Source organism: Roseococcus sp. YIM B11640, from assembly GCF_049727625.1.
Taxonomy (GTDB): domain Bacteria; phylum Pseudomonadota; class Alphaproteobacteria; order Acetobacterales; family Acetobacteraceae; genus Roseococcus.
In genome coordinates, this window is record NZ_JBBJOZ010000001.1 from 121,018 (window position 1) to 144,343 (window position 23,326).

Annotated in this window: 20 protein-coding genes; 7 read left to right on the forward strand and 13 right to left on the reverse strand. The window is 67.9% G+C overall.

Translation table 11 applies throughout. The annotated features are described in order from the left end of the window. The first annotated feature begins 35 nt into the window (after positions 1–35). Positions 36–2,816: an ATP-dependent DNA helicase gene (locus tag WJM96_RS00615; RefSeq protein ID WP_424810477.1), complete on the forward strand. Its 2,781-nt coding sequence runs from the start codon at positions 36–38 to the stop codon at positions 2,814–2,816. On the opposite strand, the gene WJM96_RS00620 is transcribed toward WJM96_RS00615, so the two are convergent. Together WJM96_RS00620 and WJM96_RS00625 are read right to left on the reverse strand one after the other, a co-directional pair. Next, positions 2,817–5,825: a hypothetical protein gene (locus WJM96_RS00620; protein WP_424810478.1), complete on the reverse strand. Its 3,009-nt coding sequence runs from the start codon at positions 5,823–5,825 to the stop codon at positions 2,817–2,819. It abuts the gene before it with no gap. Next, on the reverse strand, positions 5,822–6,859 hold the full coding sequence (locus tag WJM96_RS00625) for a hypothetical protein (protein ID WP_424810479.1): 1,038 nt from the start codon (positions 6,857–6,859) through the stop codon (positions 5,822–5,824). The genes WJM96_RS00620 and WJM96_RS00625 overlap by 4 nt, the downstream gene beginning before the upstream one ends. A gap of 133 nt (positions 6,860–6,992) precedes the next feature. Here WJM96_RS00625 and WJM96_RS00630 point away from each other — a divergent pair, with 133 nt between their 5' ends. From WJM96_RS00630 to WJM96_RS00640, 3 genes are read left to right on the forward strand one after another with little or no spacing between them, the layout of a single operon-like run. Next, positions 6,993–7,364: an EamA family transporter gene (locus WJM96_RS00630; RefSeq protein ID WP_424810480.1), complete on the forward strand. Its 372-nt coding sequence runs from the start codon at positions 6,993–6,995 to the stop codon at positions 7,362–7,364. A 32-nt stretch (positions 7,365–7,396) separates the two neighbouring features. After that, entirely contained in the window at positions 7,397–8,059 is a 663-nt protein-coding gene (locus WJM96_RS00635; protein ID WP_424810481.1) for an acetyltransferase, read from the forward strand. Positions 8,060–8,061: 2 nt separating this feature from the next. After that, positions 8,062–8,982 carry a hypothetical protein gene (locus WJM96_RS00640; protein WP_424810482.1) on the forward strand — a complete coding sequence of 307 codons (921 nt, stop codon included), beginning with the start codon at positions 8,062–8,064 and terminating at the stop codon, positions 8,980–8,982. A gap of 27 nt (positions 8,983–9,009) precedes the next feature. Here the strand turns inward: WJM96_RS00640 and WJM96_RS00645 are convergent, their stop codons facing one another. Further along, a complete protein-coding gene (locus tag WJM96_RS00645; RefSeq protein ID WP_424810483.1) occupies positions 9,010–9,636 on the reverse strand; it encodes a methyltransferase in 627 nt (208 codons plus the stop codon). Beyond that, positions 9,633–10,574, reverse strand: coding sequence for a glycosyltransferase family 2 protein (locus WJM96_RS00650; protein WP_424810484.1), 942 nt, complete (start codon positions 10,572–10,574; stop codon positions 9,633–9,635). The genes WJM96_RS00645 and WJM96_RS00650 overlap by 4 nt, the downstream gene beginning before the upstream one ends. 14 nt (positions 10,575–10,588) lie before the next feature. Here WJM96_RS00650 and WJM96_RS00655 point away from each other — a divergent pair, with 14 nt between their 5' ends. Further along, the gene (locus WJM96_RS00655; RefSeq protein WP_424811802.1) at positions 10,589–11,494 is read left to right on the forward strand and encodes a phytanoyl-CoA dioxygenase family protein; all 906 of its coding nucleotides are present in this window, start codon (positions 10,589–10,591) and stop codon (positions 11,492–11,494) included. On the opposite strand, the gene WJM96_RS00660 is transcribed toward WJM96_RS00655, so the two are convergent. From WJM96_RS00660 to WJM96_RS00670, 3 genes are read right to left on the reverse strand one after another with little or no spacing between them, the layout of a single operon-like run. Then, positions 11,479–12,183, reverse strand: coding sequence for a WbqC family protein (locus tag WJM96_RS00660; RefSeq protein WP_424810485.1), 705 nt, complete (start codon positions 12,181–12,183; stop codon positions 11,479–11,481). The genes WJM96_RS00655 and WJM96_RS00660 overlap by 16 nt on opposite strands. A 3-nt stretch (positions 12,184–12,186) precedes the next feature. Beyond that, the gene (gene rffA / locus WJM96_RS00665; protein ID WP_424810486.1) at positions 12,187–13,314 is read right to left on the reverse strand and encodes a dTDP-4-amino-4,6-dideoxygalactose transaminase; all 1,128 of its coding nucleotides are present in this window, start codon (positions 13,312–13,314) and stop codon (positions 12,187–12,189) included. A 7-nt stretch (positions 13,315–13,321) separates the two neighbouring features. After that, entirely contained in the window at positions 13,322–14,926 is a 1,605-nt protein-coding gene (locus WJM96_RS00670; RefSeq protein WP_424810487.1) for a hypothetical protein, read from the reverse strand. A gap of 251 nt (positions 14,927–15,177) precedes the next feature. On the opposite strand from WJM96_RS00670, the gene WJM96_RS00675 reads away from it, so the two are divergent. After that, positions 15,178–16,884, forward strand: a complete 1,707-nt coding sequence (locus WJM96_RS00675; protein WP_424810488.1) for a gamma-glutamyltransferase family protein — start codon at positions 15,178–15,180, stop codon at positions 16,882–16,884. A 1-nt stretch (position 16,885) separates the two neighbouring features. Here the strand turns inward: WJM96_RS00675 and arsC are convergent, their stop codons facing one another. The 4 genes from arsC to WJM96_RS00695 are packed head-to-tail and all read right to left on the reverse strand — an operon-like array spanning position 16,886 to position 20,257. Further along, on the reverse strand, positions 16,886–17,227 hold the full coding sequence (arsC, locus tag WJM96_RS00680; RefSeq protein WP_424810489.1) for an arsenate reductase (glutaredoxin): 342 nt from the start codon (positions 17,225–17,227) through the stop codon (positions 16,886–16,888). Then, positions 17,224–18,081 (reverse strand): alpha/beta hydrolase, encoded by an 858-nt coding sequence (locus WJM96_RS00685; RefSeq protein ID WP_424810490.1) that lies wholly within the window; start codon positions 18,079–18,081, stop codon positions 17,224–17,226. Before WJM96_RS00685 ends, arsC begins: the two co-directional genes overlap by 4 nt. Then, on the reverse strand, positions 18,081–19,049 hold the full coding sequence (locus WJM96_RS00690) for a tripartite tricarboxylate transporter substrate binding protein (RefSeq protein WP_424810491.1): 969 nt from the start codon (positions 19,047–19,049) through the stop codon (positions 18,081–18,083). Before WJM96_RS00690 ends, WJM96_RS00685 begins: the two co-directional genes overlap by 1 nt. 41 nt (positions 19,050–19,090) lie before the next feature. Further along, positions 19,091–20,257: an amidohydrolase family protein gene (locus WJM96_RS00695; protein WP_424810492.1), complete on the reverse strand. Its 1,167-nt coding sequence runs from the start codon at positions 20,255–20,257 to the stop codon at positions 19,091–19,093. Positions 20,258–20,419: 162 nt separating this feature from the next. On the opposite strand from WJM96_RS00695, the gene WJM96_RS00700 reads away from it, so the two are divergent. Then, a complete protein-coding gene (locus tag WJM96_RS00700) occupies positions 20,420–21,397 on the forward strand; it encodes a Hint domain-containing protein (RefSeq protein ID WP_424810493.1) in 978 nt (325 codons plus the stop codon). On the opposite strand, the gene WJM96_RS00705 is transcribed toward WJM96_RS00700, so the two are convergent. Then, positions 21,394–22,332 carry a threonine dehydratase gene (locus WJM96_RS00705; RefSeq protein WP_424810494.1) on the reverse strand — a complete coding sequence of 313 codons (939 nt, stop codon included), beginning with the start codon at positions 22,330–22,332 and terminating at the stop codon, positions 21,394–21,396. The genes WJM96_RS00700 and WJM96_RS00705 overlap by 4 nt on opposite strands. A 40-nt stretch (positions 22,333–22,372) precedes the next feature. After that, positions 22,373–23,323 (reverse strand): TIM44-like domain-containing protein, encoded by a 951-nt coding sequence (locus WJM96_RS00710; protein ID WP_424810495.1) that lies wholly within the window; start codon positions 23,321–23,323, stop codon positions 22,373–22,375. Positions 23,324–23,326: the final 3 nt, after the last annotated feature.

Genomic DNA, 23,326 nt, shown 5'->3' on the forward strand with positions numbered 1-23,326 from the left:
GCCTTGTTCGCGTTTTGCCCCCAAATACCGCACCCATGGCTCCGCCGATTCGCCCGCGCCTGTTACTGCCTGAGGCGCCCGCTTTGGTCGCATCGCACGGCAAGGCCACGCTGCTGACCCCGGACGGCGAGGTCCTGACCCTCACGGGCGCGCATATCGCCGAGGAGTTGGAGAAGCACCCAGCCCCGTATCTCGTCCATGCTCCGGCCACGGCGCGCCGGCTCGATCTGCCTCGCTTTCTCGATGCGCTGGACTTGCTGGAGCTCTTCGCCTTCGCCCGGCCCGCGCATCACGCGCCTCCGACCCCGCGCGGCCTCGCCCTGGCACTGGACCTGCCGTTGCCGGAGGATGATGAGGCCGCGGCCGCCCTCCTGCCCGAGATCGCGTCCCGGCTGCTGCGCGCTCTGGCGGACGAGGCCAATACACCCTCGGGACGCGAGGCCGCAGCCATGGCCGCCCAGCTCGGCCAGGTGGCGGATTGGCCGTGGGTGCCCAGCGTTCTCGCCGCCCTCGGTCAGCCCGAGGCCAAGCCGAGCCGGGATGCCTTCAAGCCCTGGCGCCGCCTGCCTGACTGGGAGGAAACCGCGCCCCCACCGCCGCCAGCCAGCTTCGCGGTGACCGGCGCCGACGCCCGCCGCCGTCTGGCCGAGATGCTGGGCGCCGGAGCCGAGCAGCGCCCCCAGCAAGCCGATTTCGCCTCTGCCGCCGCGAACGCCTTCATCCCGCGCGAGACTGAGGGCGCACCGCACATGGTGCTGGCCGAGGCCGGGACCGGCACGGGCAAGACGCTGGGCTACATCGCCCCCGCCTCGCTCTGGGCCGAGCGCAACGGCGCGCCGGTCTGGCTCAGCACCTACACGCGCAACCTGCAGCGGCAGATCGACCAAGAGCTGGCGCAGCTCTTCCCCGACCCGGAGGAGAGGCGCGCACGCGTCGCCGTACGCAAGGGGCGCGAGAACTATCTCTGCCTGCTGAACCTGGAAGAGACGCTCGGCCAGTCGGGCATTCGCAACATGGCATTGCCGCTGGCGCTGGTCGCGCGCTGGGCGGGCGCCACTCGCGACGGCGACATCAGCGGGGGCGATTTCCCGGGCTGGATCGGCGAGCTCTTTGCACCCGGCACGCTCTATGGCCTGGGTGACCGGCGCGGCGAATGCATCCGCTCCGCTTGCGCGCACTACAAGAAATGCTTCGTCGAGCATTCCATCCGCCGCGCGCGCACCGCGCGCCTGGTCGTCGCGAATCACGCGCTGGTGATGGTGCAGGCCGCCCTCGGCGGCGGCGAGGACGGCAAGCCCACGCGCTACGTCTTCGACGAAGGGCATCACCTCTTCGATGCCGCGGACAGCGCCTTCTCTGCCGCGCTGACCGGCGTCGAGACGGCAGAGCTGCGGCGCTGGCTGCTCGGCGCCGAGGGCGGACGTTCCCGCGCCAAGGGGTTGCGCGCGCGTATCACCGAACTGGCCGGCGAGATCCCCGAACTGCTGGAACCCATGGAGGCCGCGCTGCATGCCGCGCGCTGCCTGCCGGTGGCCGGTTGGTACGCGCGCATGTCGGAGCCCGGGTCGCTGCCCGAGGGCGCCGTGACCGAAGCTTTCCTGCACGCCACGCGCCGCCAGATCCTGGCACGCGCACCGGATGACGACGGCATCTACACGCTGGAGGTCGACCTTCAGCCGGTGGGCGAGGAAGTCGCCGAGACGGGCAGCGCCCTCGCCCAGGCCTTGCGGGCGCTGGAACAGCCGCTGACCCTGCTGCGCGACCGCCTCGCCGCGAAGCTCGAAGTGCCCGAAGGCGAGGACGAAATGGAGGTCGGAGAGCGCATCCGGCTGGAAACCGCGATGCGCGGGATCGAGCGCCGCGCGCTCATGCCGCTCGGCGCCTGGCGCGGCATGCTGGGCGCGCTCGATGCCCCGGTGCCCGAACCCGGCGAGCGGCCCACCATGGTCGATTGGCTGCAGCTCGACCGTCGCGACGGGCGGGACGTGGATGCCGGCCTGCACCGCCATTGGCTCGATCCGACCATCCCCTTCGCGCAGACGGTCGCCGCCCCCGCCCATGGCCTGCTCGTGACCTCCGCGACGCTGACAGACGCAGCCAAGCGCGACGACCCCGAGCGCGCGTGGCATGAGGCCGAGGCGCGCAGCGGGGCGCTGCACCTGCCGCTGCCCGCGATCCGCGCCGCCATGCCCTCGCCCTTCGACTATGCGGCGAACACGCGCACCTTCGTGGTGACGGATGTGGATGCGCGCCAGCCGGGGCCGGTGGCCAGCGCGATGCAGCAGCTCTTCCTCGCCTCGGGCGGCGGTGGGCTCGGCATCTTCACCGCGATCCGCCGTCTGCGCGAAGTTGCCTCGCGCATCACTCCCGCGCTGGAGGCGCGCGGAATACCGCTCTACGCGCAGCATGTGGATGCGATGGACAATGCCACGCTGGTGGACATCTTCCGCGCCGAGGAAAATTCCTGCCTGCTCGGCACCGACGCGATGCGTGACGGCGTGGACGTGCCAGGCCGCGCGCTGCGCCTGCTGGTCTTCGACCGCGTGCCCTGGCCGCGCCGCACCATCCTGCAGCGTGAGCGGCGCCTGCATCTCTCGGACGGCGATCCGCAGGGCTATGACGACGCGCATGCGCGCCACAAGCTGCGCCAGGCCTTCGGCCGGCTGGTGCGCCGAGCGGACGACAAGGGCATCTTCGTGCTGCTCGACCGCGCCTGCCCCTCGCGCATCCTGGCCGGGCTTCCCGAAGGCGTGACACCGCAGCGCGTGACGCTGGCCCAGGCCGTGGCTGGCGCGCGGGAGTTGCTGGGCGGGTAACTAGCGCTGCTGGATCACAAGACGCTGGAGCAGGCCGGTGATCAGCAGCGGCCACATGATCCAGTTGAGGATGGCCATGGTCTGGAACCAGTCCTCGGGGTTGATGAGGCTCTTGCCGTCATCGGGCGCAGGAGCCGACATGGCGGCAGGTCCCGGCGTCTCGCACTTGGCGTTGTTGTGGCCGTCCGCCTCCCATGTCCAGAAGTTCCGGGCTTGAGCATCGGCATTCGGCGCGCGAACCCCCACTGCATCCGCGATGACGCGAATGGCGGGTATCAGACCACGATCGTCGGTCGGAACGACATCGTCGCGCGCCACGATGCTCAGCACCGGAACGTGATAGCGCAGGGTCATCCACACGGCATCGAAACCGGTCCAATCCTCGGGGCGTGGGCCGATCACCTTGCCGTTCAGGCAGGGCCGCGTGTCGGAGGCGAGATCGGCGAACCTGGTGTCGCGCGCGGTCCTGCCTTCTCCTCCGTTGTTGATGCGGGCATCGCGCACATCCTGCACGGCGATGAGCTGCCGGTTGGCGCCTGTCAGCTCGAAGTTCCGCGATTCCGCTGCCACGACGAAAAGCGACGTCGCCATCAGGCCGATGATGACGAAGACGAGCGGCAAGGGGCTGGCGCCGTAGCGCAACAGCTTCCGGTACAGCCAATCGCCGCCGCGGCTCATCAGCTCCGCTGGGTTGAAGCTTCGCCGTGGGGGACGCATCCGTCCGCTGCCCGGCGTCCAGCCTCCCCGTCGATGTTCCCAGAACGCGCGGTAGTGCTCGGTGAAATGGATGCGCAACGCCGCATCCATGCGCCCTTCCTCCCGCAGCTTCTTCGCGATGGAACGGTAGATCCCGCGCGAGAAGGTGACGTCGTTGTCGAGGGCGTTCAGGAAGTTCGAGGCGATCTCGTATTCGTTGAGCTTGTTGCCCGCGGTGTCCCTGTTCGGGAAGGACCAGTTGCGGATGTCGGCACCGGTGAGATCCAGCGGAACCGGGAAGCCGTTGCAATCGTCGGTGCAATGACCCTGGAAAGGCATTTCAAGGTGCTCGATCTTCGCCTCGCGCAGCACGATGCCGTCTACCTGCGCGTCCTTCGACGCGCTGCGGGAGAAGCCATCTGCCGTCACGATGAGATGACCGATCCGGGCGCCGTCGAGATGCAGCGCACCGGGAATGCCCGCGAAGAGGTGTTGGCCACGATGCAGCCGCAGGTCATGGCTGATCTGCACGCCTTCCGCCATCACATGGCCGACGCCCTTCTCGCTCTCCTCCCCTATCGGCTCACGCAGGTCGAGGCCGGTGAGATCGACATCCCGAGCTTCCAGACCCTTCATGTCGAGCAGATCGGCCAATGCCCTGGCCCTTGGCAGGTCCCGGATGACGGAGAACTTCAGTTCGCCCGCGATCGTGGTTCCCAACAGGACGATCCCGCCGTCGCGGATCTGCTTGTAGCGGGCGGTCGCACCGGTGCGCTCGACCTCGACGTTCGTGAGGTCGACATCGCGCGCCACCTTGCAGTTCATCACCTGGAGCTCACCCAGGACGCGGCAGCGCGCATCAGGAAAACGCTCACCCACCTTCACCAGCTGGTTCGTCTCGGAATCGACGCGGGATGCCCGCCAGAAGGCCAGCACTCCCTTGATATCGCAGCCGTGCAGCATCAGGGCGCCGTCGAAGGTGGAGGTGTTCCGGCCCCCCACCTCGAGCTCCAGAATATCACAGTCACCGGCCACGGTAACACCTTGCAGGATCAGCGCTCCCGCGCGCAGGTGCTGGAGGCCCTTCGGCACGGTGTCCGGCGTCGGCGACGCTGCCTGCGCGAAGACCGGGTTCGTCTTGGGCGGTATGCCCGCGAAACGCAGGCCTCCAAACGTCGAAAGCGACAGCCAGATCCGGGAGGCGACGTCGATCGCCTCGAAATGGAGCTGCGTAGTCACGGTGGCGCTCCAGAGATCGAGAGAGCCCTTGATGTAGTTGCCATCGATCTCGGACGGCTTCTCGGGCGTCTTACCTGAGTCGCTCCACAGCGTACCCTGCGTGCCCTGGAACTGGAGGAGGTTGCACCGCAAACCGCCGCCCCAGAAATTTCCTTCGACATGCAGTCCCCGGAACATCATGCCCGGGACATCGGCGTCGGCGATATAAAGGCTCTGGACCAGCAAACCCTCGGCGCGGAGAAGCGCTCCCTTCACGCCGTCCAACGTGGTCTCCCCAGCGGAAACCGACGTGAGCGAACAATCGTAGAAGGCTGCCTTGCTCATCATGAGTTGCTGCCGGCAGGTGATCTCGGAAAGCACCAGGTTCACGAGCTGCGTGCCACGTAGATCGATCTGCTGGCTCGCCAGTTTCTCCACTGCCATCGAGCGGCCCCGCGCGCCAACGGCGTCGAAACCCGCCTCGACCTGCACGTCCTGAACGATCACCCGGCCGATCTCGGCATCCCTGAGCGCGATGGCCTTGGCCTTGATCTTGTCCAGCGCCAGATCACGGCATTTCACCGAGGACAGGCCTACCGGCCCATTGACGACGAGGCGGGGATGTTCGCCCGGCTTGAAGCTGACCATGACCTGATTGTGATCCGGGGGCCCAATCCGGATGTTCCCGGCGGAAAGGCCGGTCAGATCCAGCGCGATGTCGCGCCCGGAGACCCCAGGCTGCTGCTGCAGGCTCACCGCGGTGAAATAAACATCCTTTCCGATCGAGGCGTCGCGCGCCGAGATGTCCGTGCCGGTGACCTCGAGGAAGCTCAGATTACCGTCCAGGCTGGACCGGCAGAGATCGAGGCCGGACTCGAAGCGGCAGCGCCATACCATCAGCGAGCCCGCGATCCGGCAGCCAGCGAGCGAGACATGACCCGTAAAGACCGTGTCGGTCAGGCGGATCGTATTGGGAATCTCCGCGCCTTCGAGCTTCACATCGCCGATGACGCGGCATGGCGAGTGAGGAAAACGGCCTGCCTGCAGCTGACGCTCGAAGTCCCGATTGCTGACTCGCGGAAGCACCCGGGTCATTTGGGATCGTTCGCCGGGTCTTCGTCCCGCGTCCCGCCATAGGTCGAACCATCGGCCAGCCGCTTCGGGCCCGGCCATGGCAGCGGCACCGGATCGACGGCCGCATCCATCACCGGATGATCCTCCCGCATCTCGACCATGCCGTGCGGCCGCACGCGGAACAGGGCCCTGAAGATGGCGCGACTATAGAAGATCGTGGCCATCACATCCTCATAGGCTCCGCTCTCATCCTCTCCCTTACCCAGGTTGATCAATGGCCGCGCAACCTGGGCGCGGATCGGGCCTGGCCTCAGGTCATAGGCGACAGGGACCAGCGCCCCGCGCTCGCCTTCCAGCCGTTCCTCATGCTCGATGACCGCGAAGGGACCGGCATCGCCATGCACATGGGCGCAGAAGAAATCGACGTACTCCTCCACCACATCGGTTGTGATCGAGAGGCGCCCCATCTCTTGCAACCGCTTGTTCAGCGCATGAATGGGCGGCGAGGTCCCGTCCAGCTCGACCATGATGATCTGGCCGGCGGCCGGAGGCTCCGAGGCCTGGGCCTGGCTGGAGGTCGCGACGACGATGATGCGCCGCGCCGGCTCCTGTGCCGAGGGCGCGATGTGGAGCAGCGCAGCGTCTCCATAAAACGGCAGAGGCCGCTGGTAGCACCCGCCCCCGCCGGCGGAAGCACGCTCGATCGCCGCGGCAAGCCCGGCGGCCTGCGTCATGTCATCCAGCGCCGAATTGAGTTCGGTCCGCGCGGCATTCGTCGCCTCGGTGCGGACCGCAGCGTTCGCCAGGCCGCGCAATTCGCCCACGCGCCGTCGCGCCTCGTCCTCGAAGCGGTCCGCCCGGTCGACCCAGAACTGGTGAGAGCCGACGAATCCCGTATCGCTGAGCCGCCGCCAACCGTATTCCGCCACGCGGCTTCGAAGCTTTTCCTCCGCGGCGCGCAATTGCTCCGCTGTCGCCTCGACCTCCCCCACGGAGAGTCCCGTCAGTTCCGGTGCCTTCGCCGGATCGAACAGATCATCGACTTCGCTGGACAAGGACTTTGCACCCTTCATGCGAATAGATGATGGTATTTTCACCTTTTGCGTTGCGGCAAGATGAAATCCCTAGCACTGGGCGAATTTTATCGCTTCCGGCATACGCACCCGGAAAGAGCCTCCGGACCTGCCCATGCCCGCACGCGGCTATGCCTTCGTCTTCGCTACCCTCGCCTTCACGGCCATCGGCCAGATCCTGCTGAAGTGGCGCGCCACGGAAGTCGGGCGTTCGCTCGTGACGCCGGGTGCCGTCGCCTACATCATCGGGATGTTCAGCGACCTCTACGTCTGGTTCGGGCTGGGCATGGCGGTGGTGGCCAGCGTGTGCTGGATGCTGGCCGTGCAGAACCTGCCGGTAACCGTCGCCTATCCCTTCATGGCGCTCAGCTTCATCATCGTTCCCATCCTCGCGATGTTCCTGCTGGGCGAGAGCCTGTCGCTCGGCCAGGGCTTCGGCATGCTGCTCATCGTGGCGGGCGTCACGCTGGCGAACCTCTCTAAATGAGGCTATCGGAGCCCTGACGGGAAAGGGCGCGCATGGAAGGCATCGTGGTCTTCGGCACGGGTGAGATCGCGGCACTCGCCTGCCGGTACTTCGAGTGGGATTCCCCGCACCAGGTGGCCGCCTTCACCGTGGATGCGGCCTTCGTGCAGTCCCCCGTTTTCCTCGATCGCCCGGTCGTGTCGTTCGAGGATGTGGCGCGCGACTACCCGCCCGATCGCTTCGGCTTCTTCGTCGCCCTCGCCTACAGCCAGCTCAACCGCCTGCGCGCCGCGCGCGTGGCCGCCGCGCGCGCCCTCGGCTACCGTCTCGTGAGCTACGTCTCGACCCGCGCCACGACCTTCCCGGACCTCTCGCATGGCGAGAATTGCTTCATCCTCGAGGACAACACGATCCAGCCCTTCGTGCGGATCGGCCATAACGTGACGCTCTGGAGCGGCAATCATATCGGGCATCATTCCACCATCGAGGACGACGCCTTCATTTCCTCGCATGTGGTGGTGTCGGGCGGCGTGCGGGTCGGCCGGGGTTGCTTCCTGGGCGTGAATTCCACCATTCGCGACCACGTGACGCTGGGCGAGGAATGCGTGGTCGGCGCCGGCGCCCTGGTGCTGGAGGACCAGGGCGCGCACGGCGTCATCGCGCCGCGCGGGACCGAACGCTCGCCCGTTCCCAGCACGCGGCTGCGACGGATCTGAGCATGCGACCCCAGCGTTGGCGCAGCCTGGGCCATGTGCTCGTCGCCGCGGGCGAAAATCCCGCCCATCACAGCCATGCGAGCTATCCGACGCCGCTCCCGATGCCGGATGGCAGCCTGCGCGTCTTCTATTCGCCGAGGGATGCGGAAGGCCGATCCACCATCTTCTCGGTGGACCTCGCGGTCTCTCGCTCCGGACTCGAGCGGCTCAGGCCTCCTTGCGGGCCGTGGCTCTCCGCTGGCGCGCGTGGCGCCTTCGACGATGCCGGCACATCGGTCGGCTGGGTGGGGCTGACGCCGGGCGGCGGCATCGAGTGCTGGTACCTGGGCTGGAGTCTCGGTGTCTCCGTGCCATTCCGGAACTTCATCGGCCGCGCGGTCGCCGCGCCCGGCGCATCCCGCTTCGACCGGATCTCGGCGTCCCCGGTCCTCGATCGCTCGCCGGAAGATCCCTTCACCCTCGGCTACCCGTGGCTGGTGGACCAGGCTGACACGCGGTTCGCCTGGTATGGCACGCACCGCTCCTGGGGGCCTCAAGGCATGGAGATGGATCATGTCATCCGCCGCGCCGTTTCGCGCGACGGCGGACGGCGCTGGACGCGGGATGCCGGCCCTGCCCTCAGCCCCGCGGGGGGTGAGGAATGGGCGCTCTCCCGCCCCTCGGTGCTGCGCGACGAGGAGGGCTGGCACATGTGGTACTGCCGCCGCTTCGAGAAGTACCGGCTTGGCTACGCGCAGTCGGCGGATGGGCGCGACTGGACGCGCCGCGACGACCTGCTGGAATTCACGAGCGAGGAAGCGGCCTGGGAGCGCGGCAGCCGTGCCTATCCCGCCGTGTTCGATCACGCCGGTTGCCGCTGGATGCTCTACAATGGCGCGGGTTACGGCCGCACCGGCTTCGGGCTCGCCGTCCTGGAAGATTGAGTGCGGCGCTCCCCGAAATCGACCGCGTCAATCCCGCCGGACCAGCAGGGTGAACTCCCAGAGGCCATAATCCTGCAGCAGGGCAACGTGCCTCCCATAGCGGTCCAGGCAGTGCCGTAGCAGGCGCGCGGGATCGGCATAGTGCAGATTGGGGCGCCGCTTGCCGGGATCCGAGGAAAGCGAAAGGACGTTGAACCCGAAACCCCGGCGCCCGCTCTGCGCCAGCACGTCGATCACGCCCTCGACATAGGCATCCCACTCCGTGTCCGGCACGTCTCCCTTCACGTTCAGCACGCCGGACGCGATGGCGTAGTCCGCCGGTGCGCCAGGCACCGCGCCGACATGCCAGAAGCGATCCTCGCCATCGCCATGTATGCCGCGTGCGGCCGCGATCATCTCGGGTGCGATGTCCCAGCCGTGGAAGGCACCGCGATGCCCCTCGCTGCGCAGGAAGCCCAGGAAATCCCCATAGCCGCAGCCGAGGTCGAGCACACTGGCCTGCGGGTCGTCCGCCAGAAGGCGCAGGAACTGCGCGTGGCGCAACCGCTGCGAATCCTCGCCATTCCAGTCGACGCCGCGCGGCCCGGGCCCGTTCTCCGCCAGACGCTGCGCGTAGTAGCGGCCGACGCGCCGCAGGATATCCTCGCCGCTCATGCCGAAGGTCCTTCCGCGGACGGGGCGCGATGCAGCCGCCGGAGGTGGGTATAGGGGCGCCGCTTCACCTCCTCCAGTACCGCGGCCAGGTAGATGCCGAGGATTCCGAGCGCCAGGACGATCAAACCACCAAAGAACCAGATGGAGAGGAAGAGCGAGGTCCAGCCGTCCACCCCGATACCGTGCCAGAGGTAACGCAGCAGAAAGAAGCCCATCACCAGGATCGCCAGTCCCCAGATCGCCAGACCGCCGTAGAACAGAAGGTCGAGCAGGCGCGTCGAGGTCGTGGTGATCTGCTGCACGGCCATGCGAAACCGCCGGCCGAGCGTGTAGGTCGTCGGCGACAAGGAGAGCTTGTCCACCACCTGCGCGGTCTGCCGGAAGCCCGTCAGTGCCCAGAGATCGGAGATTTGGAAGCTCCTGTCCGCATGCGCCACGAGGGCCTCGACATAGGACCGCCGCATCAGGCGTGCCGTCAGCAGGTTGCGCGGTAACCGCCGGTCGGAAAGACGATCCATCAACGCGTAGAAGAGCGCGCCGCTGATCCGTTCGAAGAGCCCGCCCTTCCGCTGTCGCTGTACGCCATGCACCACATCCCACTCGCCCTCCGTGAGCGTTTGGTGGAAATCGGTCAGGATCTCCGGCGGTTCCTCCAGGTCGCTGTCCAACAGGAAGACCAGATCGCCCCGGGCATGGGCCAGCCCGGTCATCATCGCCTTGTGGTGTCCGAAGTTGCGCGCGAGTTCCAGCACCACGATGCGTGGATCCCCCGCCTGCAGGTCAAGCGCGACGGCCAGGCTTTCGTCCGGCGAGCCATCATCGACGAGGATCATCTCTACCTCGCTCGTCAGCGCCGCTGCCGCCGTCATGCAACGCCGGTGGAACTCGGGCAGGTCGGCGGCGGAGCGATAGAGAGTCGCGACGATGGAGAGCTTCATGACGGGTGGCTCGGATGCAGGGAAATGAGAAGGGCAGCGCGCCTTGGCGAGATGGCCTTGCGTCGCCTATAGCCGAAGGCAGCTTGGAGCGCGCGATGGAAGCCACGGCACGCTATGGAGTCCGAATTGCCAACGAGGCCGCCGACTCGTTGCAGGAAGCCGCCGAAACGCTGCGCCTCCTCGGTTATGCGGTGGTTGATTCCGGACTGACTGCGGAGGAACTCGATGCGCTGCGCATCCGCTTCGCCGAACTCTATGCCGCGGAAGCAGTCGGCCCGCGCGGCGAGCTGCGCCGGGCGGCGGGCGAGGCGGAGCTGCTGCGCTGCCCGCTCGCCCTCGATCCCGCTTTCCTCGCCCTCGCCGCCAATCCGCGAATCCTCGCTCTCTGCGAAAGCCTGATCGGGCCCGGCTTCATCCTCAATCAGCAGAATGGCGTGGTGAATCCGGCGGGCGCCCAGACTTACAGCCAGTCGCCGTTCCATCGGGACCTGCCTTACCAGCATTACGTCAGCACGCGGCCCCTGGCGCTCAATGCGCTCTTTTGCCTCGATCCCTTCACCGAGGAGAACGGCGCGACCTGGGTCGTGCCTGCCTCGCACAAGGAAGAAGCCTTTCCCTCGGAACCCGTTCTGCGCGCGCAGAAACGGCAAGTCTCCGCGCCAGCCGGCAGCTTCCTCGTGCTGGACTGCATGCTCTGGCACGGAGGCGGCGTGAATCGCTCGGCCAAGGACCGGCGTGCGGTGAATCATGTCTTCACCATCGCGATGATGCGGCAGCAGATCGACCTGCCTTCCGCACTCGGCGAAGGCTTCACGGATGATCCCGATCTGCGCCGGCTCCTCGGCTTCCAGCATCCGCAGGCGCGGTCCGTCACCGAATACCTGGCGATGCAGGCGGCGAAGCGTCAGCGCCCAAGGTAGCGCGGCGCATCCGGGCCGAGATGGAGCATCAGGTCGACCACCGAGACGGCCGGCTCGAACGCGCCCCAGAGCTGCGGGTATTCAGGGTAGCCCGAGTAATCCATCCACACGATCTCGATGCCCCGCCGCTCGAAAGGCATAGGGTCCAGGTAAGCGTTGGCCGCGGGCCCCGAGATATAGCGCGTGCCTCCCGCGGCCTCCGTCAGCGCGGCGAGCCTTTCGGAAGGGTCGAGCGCGGGTAGGCTTTCCCGGGGCAACAATTCGCCATCGCGGCGAATGCGGGTACCGATGCCCAGGCGCGCGCAGAAGGCGCGAATCAGGGCTTCGTTCATGCGGCTCAGATTGGGCTCCTCCGCCGTCGCGCGCAGAGTGGTTTCCAGCCAGGCGAAGACATTCGGGAAATGCGGCGCGCGGGTGTAGGCCAGCGCGATGCTGCGCAAATGGCTTTCGGCCCAGGGCGCGGAAATGCGAGTCTCATCCACCGCCTGCTCGAAGCGCCCTTTCACCTCGACCGGGACGGTCAGCCAGACCGGGCCCTGAGGCGTCTTGATGCGGTTCCGGTTTCGCCAGTCCCGCCGCGTGAACTGCACGCTGTCGAGCAGGATCAGGTCCTCGGCCTGGCGGACCATGTCGAACCAGCCGCGCCAGGGAAGGTAGTTGGATTGCGTCACGACAACGGTGCGCGCCATCCTTCAAGCCAAGGCCTCGGCCAGCGCGGCCACGACCTCCTGCTGCGCCTCGGGTGTCAGCAGCGAATGCAACGGCAGCCGGATGAGGCGCGACGCGACGTCGTCTGTGATGGGCAGGTCGGTCGCCATGCGGCCATACCGGATGCCGGCGGGGGCCGAATGTAGCGGCACGTAATGGATCACGGCGTTCACGCCCGCTTCTGATAGCCGCTTCAGGGCCGCGTCGCGGCGCGCGGCGTCGGGCGCCAGGACAAAATAGATATGCGCGTTGTGGCCGCACTCCTGCGGGACACGCGGCCGGCGCAGCAAGCCCGCCGCCTCCAGCGGCAGCAGTGCGGCATCGTAGCGGCGCCAGATCTCCAGCCGGCGCGCCGTGATGTCGTTCCCGGCCTCCAGCTGCGCGCAAAGGAAAGCAGCGGTCAGTTCGCTCGGCAGGAAGGAGGAGCCGAGGTCTACCCAGGTATAGCGAGCGACCTCGCCCCGGTGGAACTGCGCGCGGTTCGTGCCCTTCTCCCAGATGATCTCGGCCCGGCCGGCCATGGCCGCATCGTTGACGATGAGGGCGCCGCCCTCGCCAGACATCAGGTTCTTCGTCTCATGAAAGGAAAGGGCGGCAAGGGCTCCGAAGGAGCCGAGCGGCTTGCCGCGGAAGTCGGCATGCACCGCCTGCGCGGCGTCCTCGATCACCAGCAGGCTGTGGCGATCGGCGATCTCCATGATCACGTCCATCTGCGCGGCAACGCCGGCATAGTGCACGACCATGATCGCGCGCGTACGCGGCGTGATCGCGGCCTCGATCTTCTTCTCGTCGATGTTGAGCGTATCGGGCCGGATATCCACGAAGACCGGCACGCCGCCCCGCAGCACCACGGCATTGGCCGTGCTGCAAAAGGTGTAGGACGGCATGATGACCTCATCGCCCCGGCCGATATCGGCGAGGATCGCGGCCATTTCCAGCGCGGCCGTGGCGGAGTGCGTCAGCAATGCGCGGGGAGCGCCAAAGGCCTGCTCGAGGAGGCGCTGGCAGCGCTTCGTGAAAGCGCCGTTGCCCGAGAGGTGCATCCGCTCGAGCGCCTCGGCGACGTAGTCGAACTCCGGGCCCGCGAGCGTGGGCTGATTGAATGAAATCACGTGCGGATCAGGGTACAGGGTTGCGGCAGCGAAGGCGGATTTCCGCGAATTCCTCATGCGCTCCCACAGCCTCGGCCTCCAGCGCGCCCTGCCATCGCTCGGCGCAATAAGTTTCGAGCAGACCGAGATTCTCCGGCCGCATGAGAACGGCGATCCCCGCTGGCCCCTGGAGCGCGTGGACGAGGCCCATCGGGTCGCCGCCGAAGCGCGCGAGCGAGAAGGGAGCGAAGGACGCCATGCCGATTCCGTACAACCTGAAGGAGAATATGTCATCCCGGTGGCTCAGCGGACGATAGATACTTTCGAAGGGAATCGCATCCGCCCAAACGGCATGTAATTCTTTGGAATTCAATCTTTCCATGCCAGCTTCAAGGGCGGGTCTTCTGGCCTCATACGCACTGGCTTTTCGCAACTCATAGTTGAGCGACACGTAACCCGCCGCCAGCGCCGCTAACCCCAGCGCGGTTGCCCGGCTGCCTGACCAGGGCCGCTGCGCGATGGCAAGAAGGACGATCGCGACGAGCGCCGGAAAATAGATGCGCGAGACACCGAAGCGCCCCAACGCGGTAACCAGGATGGCCAGCCCGGCCAGCACGCCACAGGCAGCGAGGAACCGCCACAGGCCCCCGCCCCGCAGGCCGAACGCGCCGACCAGGAGCAGCAGCAGGGCGCCCTGCATGGAAGGCCCCCAGAACTGTTGCGCCAACATGCCCAGGCGCTCTCCGTTCATCGCCAGGAGAGATTGGACGCCCACGGTCGCGATAGCGGCGTGAAGAGCTTCCGGCGAAGCCATGACGGGGTCGGCCAGCCACCCCAGCGTGATGAGCTTCACGTCGTTGGCGGTCCAACCCGCGGCGGCCAGGGCTTCGGCGCTCGCCAGCACGCGCGGCGCCAACCCGAAGTCCGTGAAGGCCGCGCGAGGGCGGTTCTGCGCCATCATCAGCGCCCATTCGGGCCCTCCGAGTACCGCTGAATGGTGCAGGGTTGCGAGGAGCGCGAGCAGCCCGAAGCCGCCGGCCGCCACCCACACGGCCTTGTCAGCCACCAACTCTCGCCGCAGCAGCAGGGGAGCCGCGACGGCGAGCGCGAGCATGACCAGGTGATCGCGCATCAAGAACCCGGCGAACCCCAGCAGCCCCGCCGCGATCAGGACAGAAATTCTTGGACGAGCCGCATAGGCGAGCAGGGCCAGGAAGCTCGCCATGGCAAGGAAGCCGGCGATCACGGTGAATTGCGGCGCGAAGATCGGCCGGACCGCGACCGCCGCGACGACGACCAGCGCCACCAGCGGACGGCCGCTCAGTTCGGCCAGGAACGCGAAGGATGCCGCCAATGCCACGGCCAGCGCACCCAACAGATAGACGCCATAGCCTGGATATCCGAAGGGCCAGCCGAGCGCCTGTACAACGTAACCCTGCCAGAGATTGGAGAAGAACAACATCGGCGTCGGCACGGCGGCGAGCCCGAACCCATGCGCCCACATCATCATCGCGACGTCGTCATTGGTCTCGAAATGGATGCCGATGCGCGCCTCGGCGAAGCCAATCGCCGCCACGAACCCCAACAGAGCGAAGAGGAAGCGCAGCCGCGTCCCCGACGAGTCACTACTCATGCAGAACTCTGAGTCCCGTTGGCTGGAGAAGGCGCTGGCCGGCTTAGCGCAGGCCTGAAAACTCGCCAATCGGCATCGCCGGCTCGAGCTTTGGCACCGCTCTCGGCGGCGGGATGAGGTAGGGCAAAGCTGCCGGCGAAGGGCACAGCCGCGATTCGCCGGAGGATGGCGCCTGTGACATCATGCTCGCCCTGAAACCGGAGGCGCTGGAGGCAGGCTACGTGCTTCCGGGCTGACGCCGAGGAGTGCCCATGAGCGAAGGCGAAACCTATGCCCAGCGCCCCGCGCTCCGGGGCACGCGCCACATGGCCTCGGCCGGCCACTACGCCGCCGCTCACGCCGCTTTCGCGGTGCTGGAGGCCGGGGGCAATGCCGTGGATGCAGCGGTCGCGGGGGGCATCGCGCTTGGCGTGGTGCAGCCGGACATCGTGAACGTCGCGGGTGTCGCGCCCATCATGATCCGCATGGCGGATGGCGCGGTCTGGACCGTCGCGGGACTTGGCCACTGGCCCGCCGCCACCGACCCCTCGTCCTTCGATGGCCAGATTCCCGAGGGGCTGCGCCGCACCATCATTCCCGCCGCTCCGGATGCCTGGATCACGGCGCTCAGGCGCTTCGGCACCATGCGGTTCGGCGAAGTGGTGCAAGCCGCCATCCGGCTCGCCGAGGGCTTCGTCTGCTATCCCCTGCTCGCGGACATGATCGCCTCGCACGAGGCGCAGTACGCGCGCTGGCCGTCCAATGCGGCCATCTTCCTGCCAGGCGGCCGGCCGCCGCGCGCGGGCGAGATCTTCGTGCAAGCCGACCTCGCGCGCTCGCTGCGCTACATGGCCGATGAGGAGGCGGCGGCGCTAGGGCGTGGCGCCGATCGCGAAGGCGGGCTCGAAGCCGCGCGCGCGGCCTTCTACTCGGGCGACATCGCCCGCGCGATCACGCGTTTCCACGAGGAACAGGGCGGCTGGCTCACCGCGCGGGACATGTCGGAATATCGCTCGCCCGTCGAACGCGCGCCGTCGGTGCGCTTCGCGGGCGTCGACGTCTTCACCTGCGGCGCCTGGTGCCAGGGGCCGGTGCTCGGCCAGGCGCTGAACCTGCTCGACCCGCGCGTGCTCACGGAAGCGGGGCACAACAGCCCCCACTATCTGCATCTGCTGACAGAGGCCCTGAAGCTCGCCTTCTCGGACCGTGAGGCCTTCTACGGCGATCCGCACTTCGTCGACGTGCCGCTGGAGTGGCTGCTGAGCGCGGAATACACGGGGACGCGGCGGAAGCTGATCGACCACGATCGGGCTTGGCCCGACATGCCTCCCCATGGCGAGCCCTTCCCGGCCGAAGGTCCGCGCGTGCTGGATGGCGCGCCGTCGGGCCCGCCGCGCGATACCTCCTACATCTCGGTAGTGGACCGCTGGGGCAATGCGGTTTCGGCCACGCCCAGCGACACCTCCTACGACACGCAGGTCATTCCCGGCACGGGGCTGTGCCCGTCCTCGCGCGGCTCCCAATCCTTCCTGGCGCCGGGACATCCCAGCCGCATCGCGCCCGGCAAGCGCCCGCGCCTGACGCCCAACCCCGCGATGGCGGTAAAGCCGGGTGAAATGGTGCTGCCCTTCGGCTCGCCGGGCGGCGACGTGCAGTGCCAGGCGATGATGCAGGCGCTGCTCAACATGCTTCTCTTTGGAATGGACCCGCAGGACGCCGTCGAGCATCCACGCATGGCCACCTACAGCTTCCCCGACAGCTTCGAGCCGCACACGACCTATCCGGGTCGGCTCTGCCTGGAATCCCGCATCCCGCGCGAGACGGGCGAGGCACTGTCCCAGCGCGGACATCAGGTGAGCTGGTGGCCGGAGCGCATCTGGCGGGCAGGGGCCGTCTGCGCCATCCAAGCCGACCTGCGCAACGGCATCCTGACCGCCGGCGCGGACCCTCGCCGCCCCGGCTACGCCGTGGGCTGGTAGGCTACAGGATCGAGAGCACGCTCTCTTTCGGCCGGGCCAGGATCGTGCCCTTGGGCGTGACCACGATCGGGCGTTCCACCAGCACGGGATGCTCGATCATCGCCGCCAGGATCTGGTCGTCAGTCGCTTCGGCCAGGCCGAGCTCCCCCACCAGCTTCTCCTTCCGGCGCAGGATGTCGCGCGGCTTCTTCCCCATCGCCTTTAGCAGCGATTGCAGCAGAGGCTTCGTCCAGCCGGTGCGGAGATAGGGCACCACCTCCGGCTCCTGGCCCGAGGCGCGGATCATCTCCAGCACCTGGCGTGAGGTGGAGCAGTTGGGGTTGTGGTAGATGGTAATGCTCATGGCATCGAGGTTATCAGCGCCAGCGCCTCACGGAAGACCGGGCTCGCCGGGTCGGCGAAGTCCTCGAAGATATCGAAATGATGCCGGCCGGGGACCAGGGTGGTGCCGCTGCCCGGGCAGGCCGCCTCCATCATCGCGCCGAACCGCTGGGTTTGGGCGATGAAATCCTCCGTCTCGCCGGCCCCCGCCACGACCCAGTAGCGCCGCCCCCTGAAACATGACTTGAGCGCGGGGCTGAGCGTCACCGCCTCTTCCGCCGTGATGCGCGATTCATGGTTGATGCTGGTCAGCAGCATCGGCGCCAGGTCGAAGATGCCGCTGATGGGCAGCACGCCATGCAGGTGCGGCAGACCAGGATCCATCGTGCTCAGCAGCGCCGAGAGATGTCCGCCCGCCGAATGGCCGGAAAGCGTGATCCGTGCCGGATTGATTCCGAGCCCCGTCGCTTCCGTGACGAGGAAGCGCCACGCCCCTACCATCTGCTCCACGATGCGCGTGAGAGTGACCTGCGGCGCCAGCTCGTAGCCGACCAGCGCCACCGCCACGCCTGCCTGCGCGTAAGGCTCCGCGAGGAAGGAGAAGACGCGCTTGTCGCCGCTGCGCCAGAAGCCGCCATGGATGAAGACGAGCAATGGCGCGTCGGCCCGCGCTGCCGGGAAGAAATCGATGGTGCAGCGCTCCGGCGCCGCGTAGCGCAGGCATTCCCAATGCGCGCTGCCGCGTAGCTTTTCGCTGCGCGCCGTGTAGTCCGCGTAGATCGTCTCGCGCTCGGGGTGGCGGGCGCGGAGGTTGTATTGAGCCTCCGCCCAGGCCGCGAGCGCGGGGAGCCGCGCGATCTCCTCTTCGGTCGGCATCAGTCCGCCACGATCCCCAGCCGCTGCACCACGCCGGACCAGGTGGCGATCTCGCGCGCGAGGAAGGCACGGAACTCGTCGGCCGAGCCGCCCACGGGCTCGATGCCCATGTCCAGGATGCGCGCCCGCACCTCGGGCAGCTGCAGCGTATCGGCGATGGCGGCCTGCACGGCGAGCTTCATCGGCTCCGGCGTGCGCGCCGGGGCGAAGACGCCGTTCCAGTCGTAGCTCACGAAACCCGGGAAGCCGGATTCCGCGATGGTCGGCAGGCCGGGGAAGGCGGGCGCCCGCGCCTCGCCCGTGGTCGCGATCGCCTTGATGCGCCCCTCGCGGATGTGCTGGATCGCGGACGGGATGAAGGCGAAGTAGCACTGCACGTGGCCCGCCATGAGATCGATCAGGGCAGGCCCGCCCCCGCGATAGGGCACGTGCGTCATCTCGAGCCCGGCGCGCTCCTTGAAGATCTCCATCGCCAGGTGCTGCGCCGAGCCGTTGCCAGAGGAGGCGAAGGAGAGCTCGCCCTTCTTCTGCTTCGCGTAGGCGATGAATTCCGCGAGGTTGTTCGCGGGCACCGAGGGATGCAGCGCCAGCGCATTCGCGCCGCGGATGATCTGCGTCACCGGGACCAAATCCTCCATCACCTTGTAGGGCATGGTCCGCCCGAGCGCCGGGTTCACCGAATGGGTCGCGATGTCGACGAGGAAGGTATAGCCGTCCGGCGCTTCACGCGCGACGAGGCCGCCGGCGATGAGGCCCGATCCGCCCGGCTTGCTCTCCAGGACGACGGATTGGCCGAGCCGTTCCGAAAGATGTGGCTGCAGCAGGCGCATGGTGACATCCGCGCCGCCACCCGGAGAGGTGCTGAGCACGAAGCGGACCGGGCGGGTGAAAAGTGTCTGGGCGGAGGCCGCCCGGGCCAGGGCCAGGGCGGGAAGGGAAAGGAGGAACTGCTGGCGCGTCAGGGACATGGGGATCTCCAGGGGCGGCGTTCTTCCCTTTGTCCACAAGCTTATCTCCGAAGCGATGCCTCGACCACCCCGTCCCGGGCAACTTCTCGTCCCTGGGCCACGACCAGCTTCGGCGGCTTCCGCGTCACCACCGCCTCGGCCACGCTTTCGGCCTCGACCACCACGAAGTCCGCGCGATGGCCCACCGCCAACCCATATGCGCCGAAGCCGCAGCCCTTGGCCGCCGAGGCGGTGACGGTGTCGAGGGCCCAACCCACCTCCTCGTCGCGCCGCAGCTCGTATTTCAGGCCCACCATCGCCGCGCGGGCCAGCATGTCGGGCGCGTTGTAGGGGTTCCAGGTGTCGCGGATGTTGTCGTTCCCCGCGAAGAAGGTGACGCCCAGCTCCCGCGCGCGGCGCAGCGGCGGCGTAGGGCGGGACGGCGGCGCGGAGGTGCAGATCGCGACGCCCGCCTCCGCCAGCATGGCCAGCAGCGCATCGGCGCGAGCCGGCGCCACGTCGCCCAGCGCGAAGGCATGGCTGATGGTGACCCGACCCTGCGCGCCGATGGCGCGCGTGCGCTCGGCGATCAGCTCCATGCTGAACGCGCCGAGCTCGTGCGGCTCGTGCAGGTGGATGTCGACGGGCTTGCCGTGCCGCTCCGCCAGCTTGAACACGATGTCGAGATGCCGCACCGGATCGCGGTCGATGACGGAGGGGTCGAGCCCGCCCACCACGTCGCAGCCCATCCGCAGCGCCTCGTCCACCCACTCCTCGGCGCCCGGAGTCTTGAGCAGGCCCGATTGCGGGAAGGCGACGAGCTGGATCTCCATGACGCCGGCCAGTTCCTCACGCAGCGTCAGCAGCTTCTCGACATGGGTGAGGCGGCTTTCCTCGTCGATGTCGACATGGCTGCGCAGACGCGTCGTGCCGGCGGCGAGATGGCCGAGCGCCAGCGCGCGCCCCTCGCGCGCCGCATCCATGCCGAGGGAGCGGCGCACCGCCTTCTCGTTCTCGATGCGGTGGCGCAGCAGGGGCCCCACCTCATTGGGCCACCAGGGACGGCCCCAGAGCGTCTTGTCCAGGTGGCAATGCCCCTCGACCAGCCCCGGCAGAAGGACGGGAGCGGGGGCGTCACGCGGGCTGGGGACGATGCGCGCGATACGACCTTCGACGATGTGGAGGTCCACCGGTGGGGCGCCCATGGGGCGGAGGTGCTCGAGGATCATTGTTCCGGTGTCATGTGGCGGTGGTTAGCTTTCTACAGGGCTGCCCAAAGCGCCAGCCGGGGCGCGGAGCGCGCGGCAGTAGAACTCCTCCGCGCCTGACATCGTGTCAAAGTCTCTTCTCATTCATGAAATTGACGCTAGTCTCACCGGCAGAGAGGCCTCATGGCCTATCCGGGGAATGTCGCGTTTGAAGTATCAGATGTGCAGGAGATTCCTTTGGCCAGCTATTCTGCAAACTTCTTCAAGAACTATGCGGTTGCCACGGGCAATGAGGGAAGTCACTCCTTCACAGTCGGAGGCGTATCCATTTCCGACGGCGCTGCTGGCAGTAGTCAATTAACTGTTGGTGAATCAGTAACCGTTTCCGTCATTGGCCTATCCGGCACATTCCAAGGCACCTACGTCCAAACGGTAAATGGCACCCCCGTTACCTTCCTTGTCATCCAAAGCGGGAGCACCTACCGCCTTTTCGCTGAGTTTCAGCCCATCAACTCCACCGTCAGCTCGGCAGCCGATGCAGCTCTCCCGGATACGATTTCGTCGAGCTCCTTCAACACAGCGCCCTTTTGGACCTGCTTCCTGGCGAGCACCGCGATCGCCACCCCTCAGGGCGGCCGCGCTGTCGAGACGTTGGCCGCAGGCGACCTCGTGCTGACGCAGGATGGCCGCGTCGTGCCCATCCGATGGGTCGGGCGCCAGTCGGTCGTGACCGTCTTCTCCGGCGGTGAAGGGCGCGAACCCGTCCGCATCGCGGCCGGTGCGCTGGGCCAGGGCCTGCCCGCCCGCGACCTCCGTGTCACCTCCGATCACGCCCTGGTGCTGGATGGGATGCTCGTGAACGCCGGCGCCCTGGTGAACGGCTCGAGCATCACCCGCATGACGGCGGCCGAACTGGGACAGCAGTACATGGTCTATCACATCGAGACCGAGGCGCATGAGGTGATCCTGGCCGAAGGCCAGCCCACGGAAACCTTCCTGGACCACGTCACCCGCCGCCGCTTCCACAACTACGCCGAGTTCGAGGCGCTCCACGGCGAGCCCGAGGACATCATGGCCGGGTTGGACATGCCCCGCGTCAAATCGGCGCGGCAGCTCCCCTCAGCTCTTCGCGCCCGTCTCGGTTTGCTGAGGGCCGCTTAGTCCATCACCCAGTCGCGGAAGAGCGGCAGGTCGATATTGCCGCCGGACAGCACCACGCCGACGCGCTTGCCCCGCATCGCCTCGCGTTCCTGCATCAGCGCCGCGAGAGCCGCCGCGCCAGCGCCCTCCGCCAAGTTGTGCGTATCCGTCCAATAGGCGCGCACCGCATCACGCACCTCGTCATCCGTCAGGGTCACGATGCGCGCCGCGCCCTCGATGATCATGTGCAGCGCCGCGGGGTTCGGGACGCGGGTCGCCATGCCATCGGCATGCGTCACGGCGCTTTCCGTCTCCACCACGTGCCCGGCGGCGAAGCTGAGCGCGTAGGAGGCCGCGCCCTGGCTCTGCACGCCGATGATCTCGGTGGAAAGGCCCAGCAGGTCGCGCGCCATGATGCAGCCGCAGATGCCTGAGCCGAGGCCGATGGGCACGTAGAGCGCATCCAGCGGCGGCGCCCCCCGGAAGAGTTCCAGCGCGTAGGTGGCGACGCCCAGCACCAACGGCGGCGCGAAGCTAGGCGCGAAGTCCAGGCCCCGCTCGGCCGCGAGCTGCATGGCGTATTGCCGCGCCACATCGAAGTCGCGCCCACGCTCGACCAGCTCCGCGCCCAGAGCACGCATCGAGGCGTTCTTCTCGAGGCTATTGCCCTCGGGCACGACGATGGTGACGGGGATGCCCGCCCGTGCCCCGGCATAGGCCAGCGACTGGCCGTGATTGCCGCGAGTGGCGCTGATCACGCCGCGGGACTTGAGACCGTCGAAATAAGTGAGCCCACCGCGCACCTTGAAGGCGCCGGTGGGCGTGTGGTTCTCATGCTTGACCCAGACCTCGCAACCTGCCCGTGCCGAGAGCAGCGGCCAGTTGAATTGCGGGGTGGCGGGGAAATGCCGCCGGACGAGGCGCTCGGCGGCCTCGAGCTCCGAGAGAGTGAACATGGGCGGAGTGTAAGCAGCACCCCGCCCGATCAGGAAGCCATCAGCCGGCCTGCTGGATAGCGCTGAGTGTCCAGGGCCCGCCCTGCACCCGCACGAAGGTCCAGAGCTCCGTCGCCTCGGTGCGCTGCGCCGGATCGCCCTCGGTCACCGCGCCGGTGCGGATATCGCGCGTCACGTCCACGAGGCTGAAGCGCATCGCGACGGTCGCGTATTCGCGCGCGCCCTCGCGCCACGCCTCGGCGAGGTCGCCCTGCTCGAGCTTCACGGCGCTCGTCTCGTTGCGCCAGCCGCGCTTCTCCAGCGCGGCGAAGTCGTCACGGAAGAAGCCGACCATCTCGGGCGTCGCCATGCGCTGCAGTGCCGCGACATCCAGGCGCGACCAGGCGCCGTTCACCTCGATCAGCAAGCGCTCGAAGGCATCGAAATCCGCCTGTCCGATGCCGACCTCGTCGACCACCTGGGCCCGGCCGCCGCCGAGGCCGCCGCCCATCATGCCGGGCGCACCCTCACGCGCCATGGCGGCGCGCGGCATGCCCGCTGGCTGGGGCTGCTGGCGGCGCCGGACGAAGGAGACGGCCAGCGCGACGAGGCCGGCGATGATCGCGATCTGCAGCAGGAAGCCCAGCATGCCGGCGAAGCTGCCGAGGCCGCTGAAGAAGCCGCCACCCGCCAGAAGGCCGAAGAGGCCCGCGCCGAGCATGCCGGCCATCAGCCCGCCCATGAAGGGGTTGCGGCTGAAGAAGCCGCCGGTCTGGGGGCGCATCGCGCCCGGCGCCGCTTGCGGGGCGCTGGGCCGCGTGGGCTGCTGCATGCTGCGGTCGAATTGCTGGCCGCCCCCCGGGGCCGTGCGGGTCGTGGGCGGTGCGGAGTAGGTGCGGCTGCCACGGCTGCCGGACGAGCTGCCGCCGCCCGGCCGCGCATCGGCAAGAGCGGGGGCAAGCGCCAGCGTGACGGCGGCGAGCATGGCAAGGAAACGGGCAGGTCGGCGCATGGT

Coding starts and splice junctions, on each gene's coding strand:
- WJM96_RS00615 (WP_424810477.1), top strand. CDS start 36: ATGGCTCCGCCGATTCGCCCGCGCCTGTTACTGCCTGAGGCGCCCGCT.
- WJM96_RS00620 (WP_424810478.1), bottom strand. CDS start 5,825: ATGACCCGGGTGCTTCCGCGAGTCAGCAATCGGGACTTCGAGCGTCAG.
- WJM96_RS00630 (WP_424810480.1), top strand. CDS start 6,993: ATGCCCGCACGCGGCTATGCCTTCGTCTTCGCTACCCTCGCCTTCACG.
- WJM96_RS00635 (WP_424810481.1), top strand. CDS start 7,397: ATGGAAGGCATCGTGGTCTTCGGCACGGGTGAGATCGCGGCACTCGCC.
- WJM96_RS00640 (WP_424810482.1), top strand. CDS start 8,062: ATGCGACCCCAGCGTTGGCGCAGCCTGGGCCATGTGCTCGTCGCCGCG.
- WJM96_RS00645 (WP_424810483.1), bottom strand. CDS start 9,636: ATGAGCGGCGAGGATATCCTGCGGCGCGTCGGCCGCTACTACGCGCAG.
- WJM96_RS00650 (WP_424810484.1), bottom strand. CDS start 10,574: ATGAAGCTCTCCATCGTCGCGACTCTCTATCGCTCCGCCGCCGACCTG.
- WJM96_RS00655 (WP_424811802.1), top strand. CDS start 10,589: ATGCAGGGAAATGAGAAGGGCAGCGCGCCTTGGCGAGATGGCCTTGCG.
- WJM96_RS00660 (WP_424810485.1), bottom strand. CDS start 12,183: ATGGCGCGCACCGTTGTCGTGACGCAATCCAACTACCTTCCCTGGCGC.
- WJM96_RS00670 (WP_424810487.1), bottom strand. CDS start 14,926: ATGAGTAGTGACTCGTCGGGGACGCGGCTGCGCTTCCTCTTCGCTCTG.
- WJM96_RS00675 (WP_424810488.1), top strand. CDS start 15,178: ATGAGCGAAGGCGAAACCTATGCCCAGCGCCCCGCGCTCCGGGGCACG.
- arsC (WP_424810489.1), bottom strand. CDS start 17,227: ATGAGCATTACCATCTACCACAACCCCAACTGCTCCACCTCACGCCAG.
- WJM96_RS00685 (WP_424810490.1), bottom strand. CDS start 18,081: ATGCCGACCGAAGAGGAGATCGCGCGGCTCCCCGCGCTCGCGGCCTGG.
- WJM96_RS00690 (WP_424810491.1), bottom strand. CDS start 19,049: ATGTCCCTGACGCGCCAGCAGTTCCTCCTTTCCCTTCCCGCCCTGGCC.
- WJM96_RS00695 (WP_424810492.1), bottom strand. CDS start 20,257: ATGATCCTCGAGCACCTCCGCCCCATGGGCGCCCCACCGGTGGACCTC.
- WJM96_RS00700 (WP_424810493.1), top strand. CDS start 20,420: ATGGCCTATCCGGGGAATGTCGCGTTTGAAGTATCAGATGTGCAGGAG.
- WJM96_RS00705 (WP_424810494.1), bottom strand. CDS start 22,332: ATGTTCACTCTCTCGGAGCTCGAGGCCGCCGAGCGCCTCGTCCGGCGG.
- WJM96_RS00710 (WP_424810495.1), bottom strand. CDS start 23,323: ATGCGCCGACCTGCCCGTTTCCTTGCCATGCTCGCCGCCGTCACGCTG.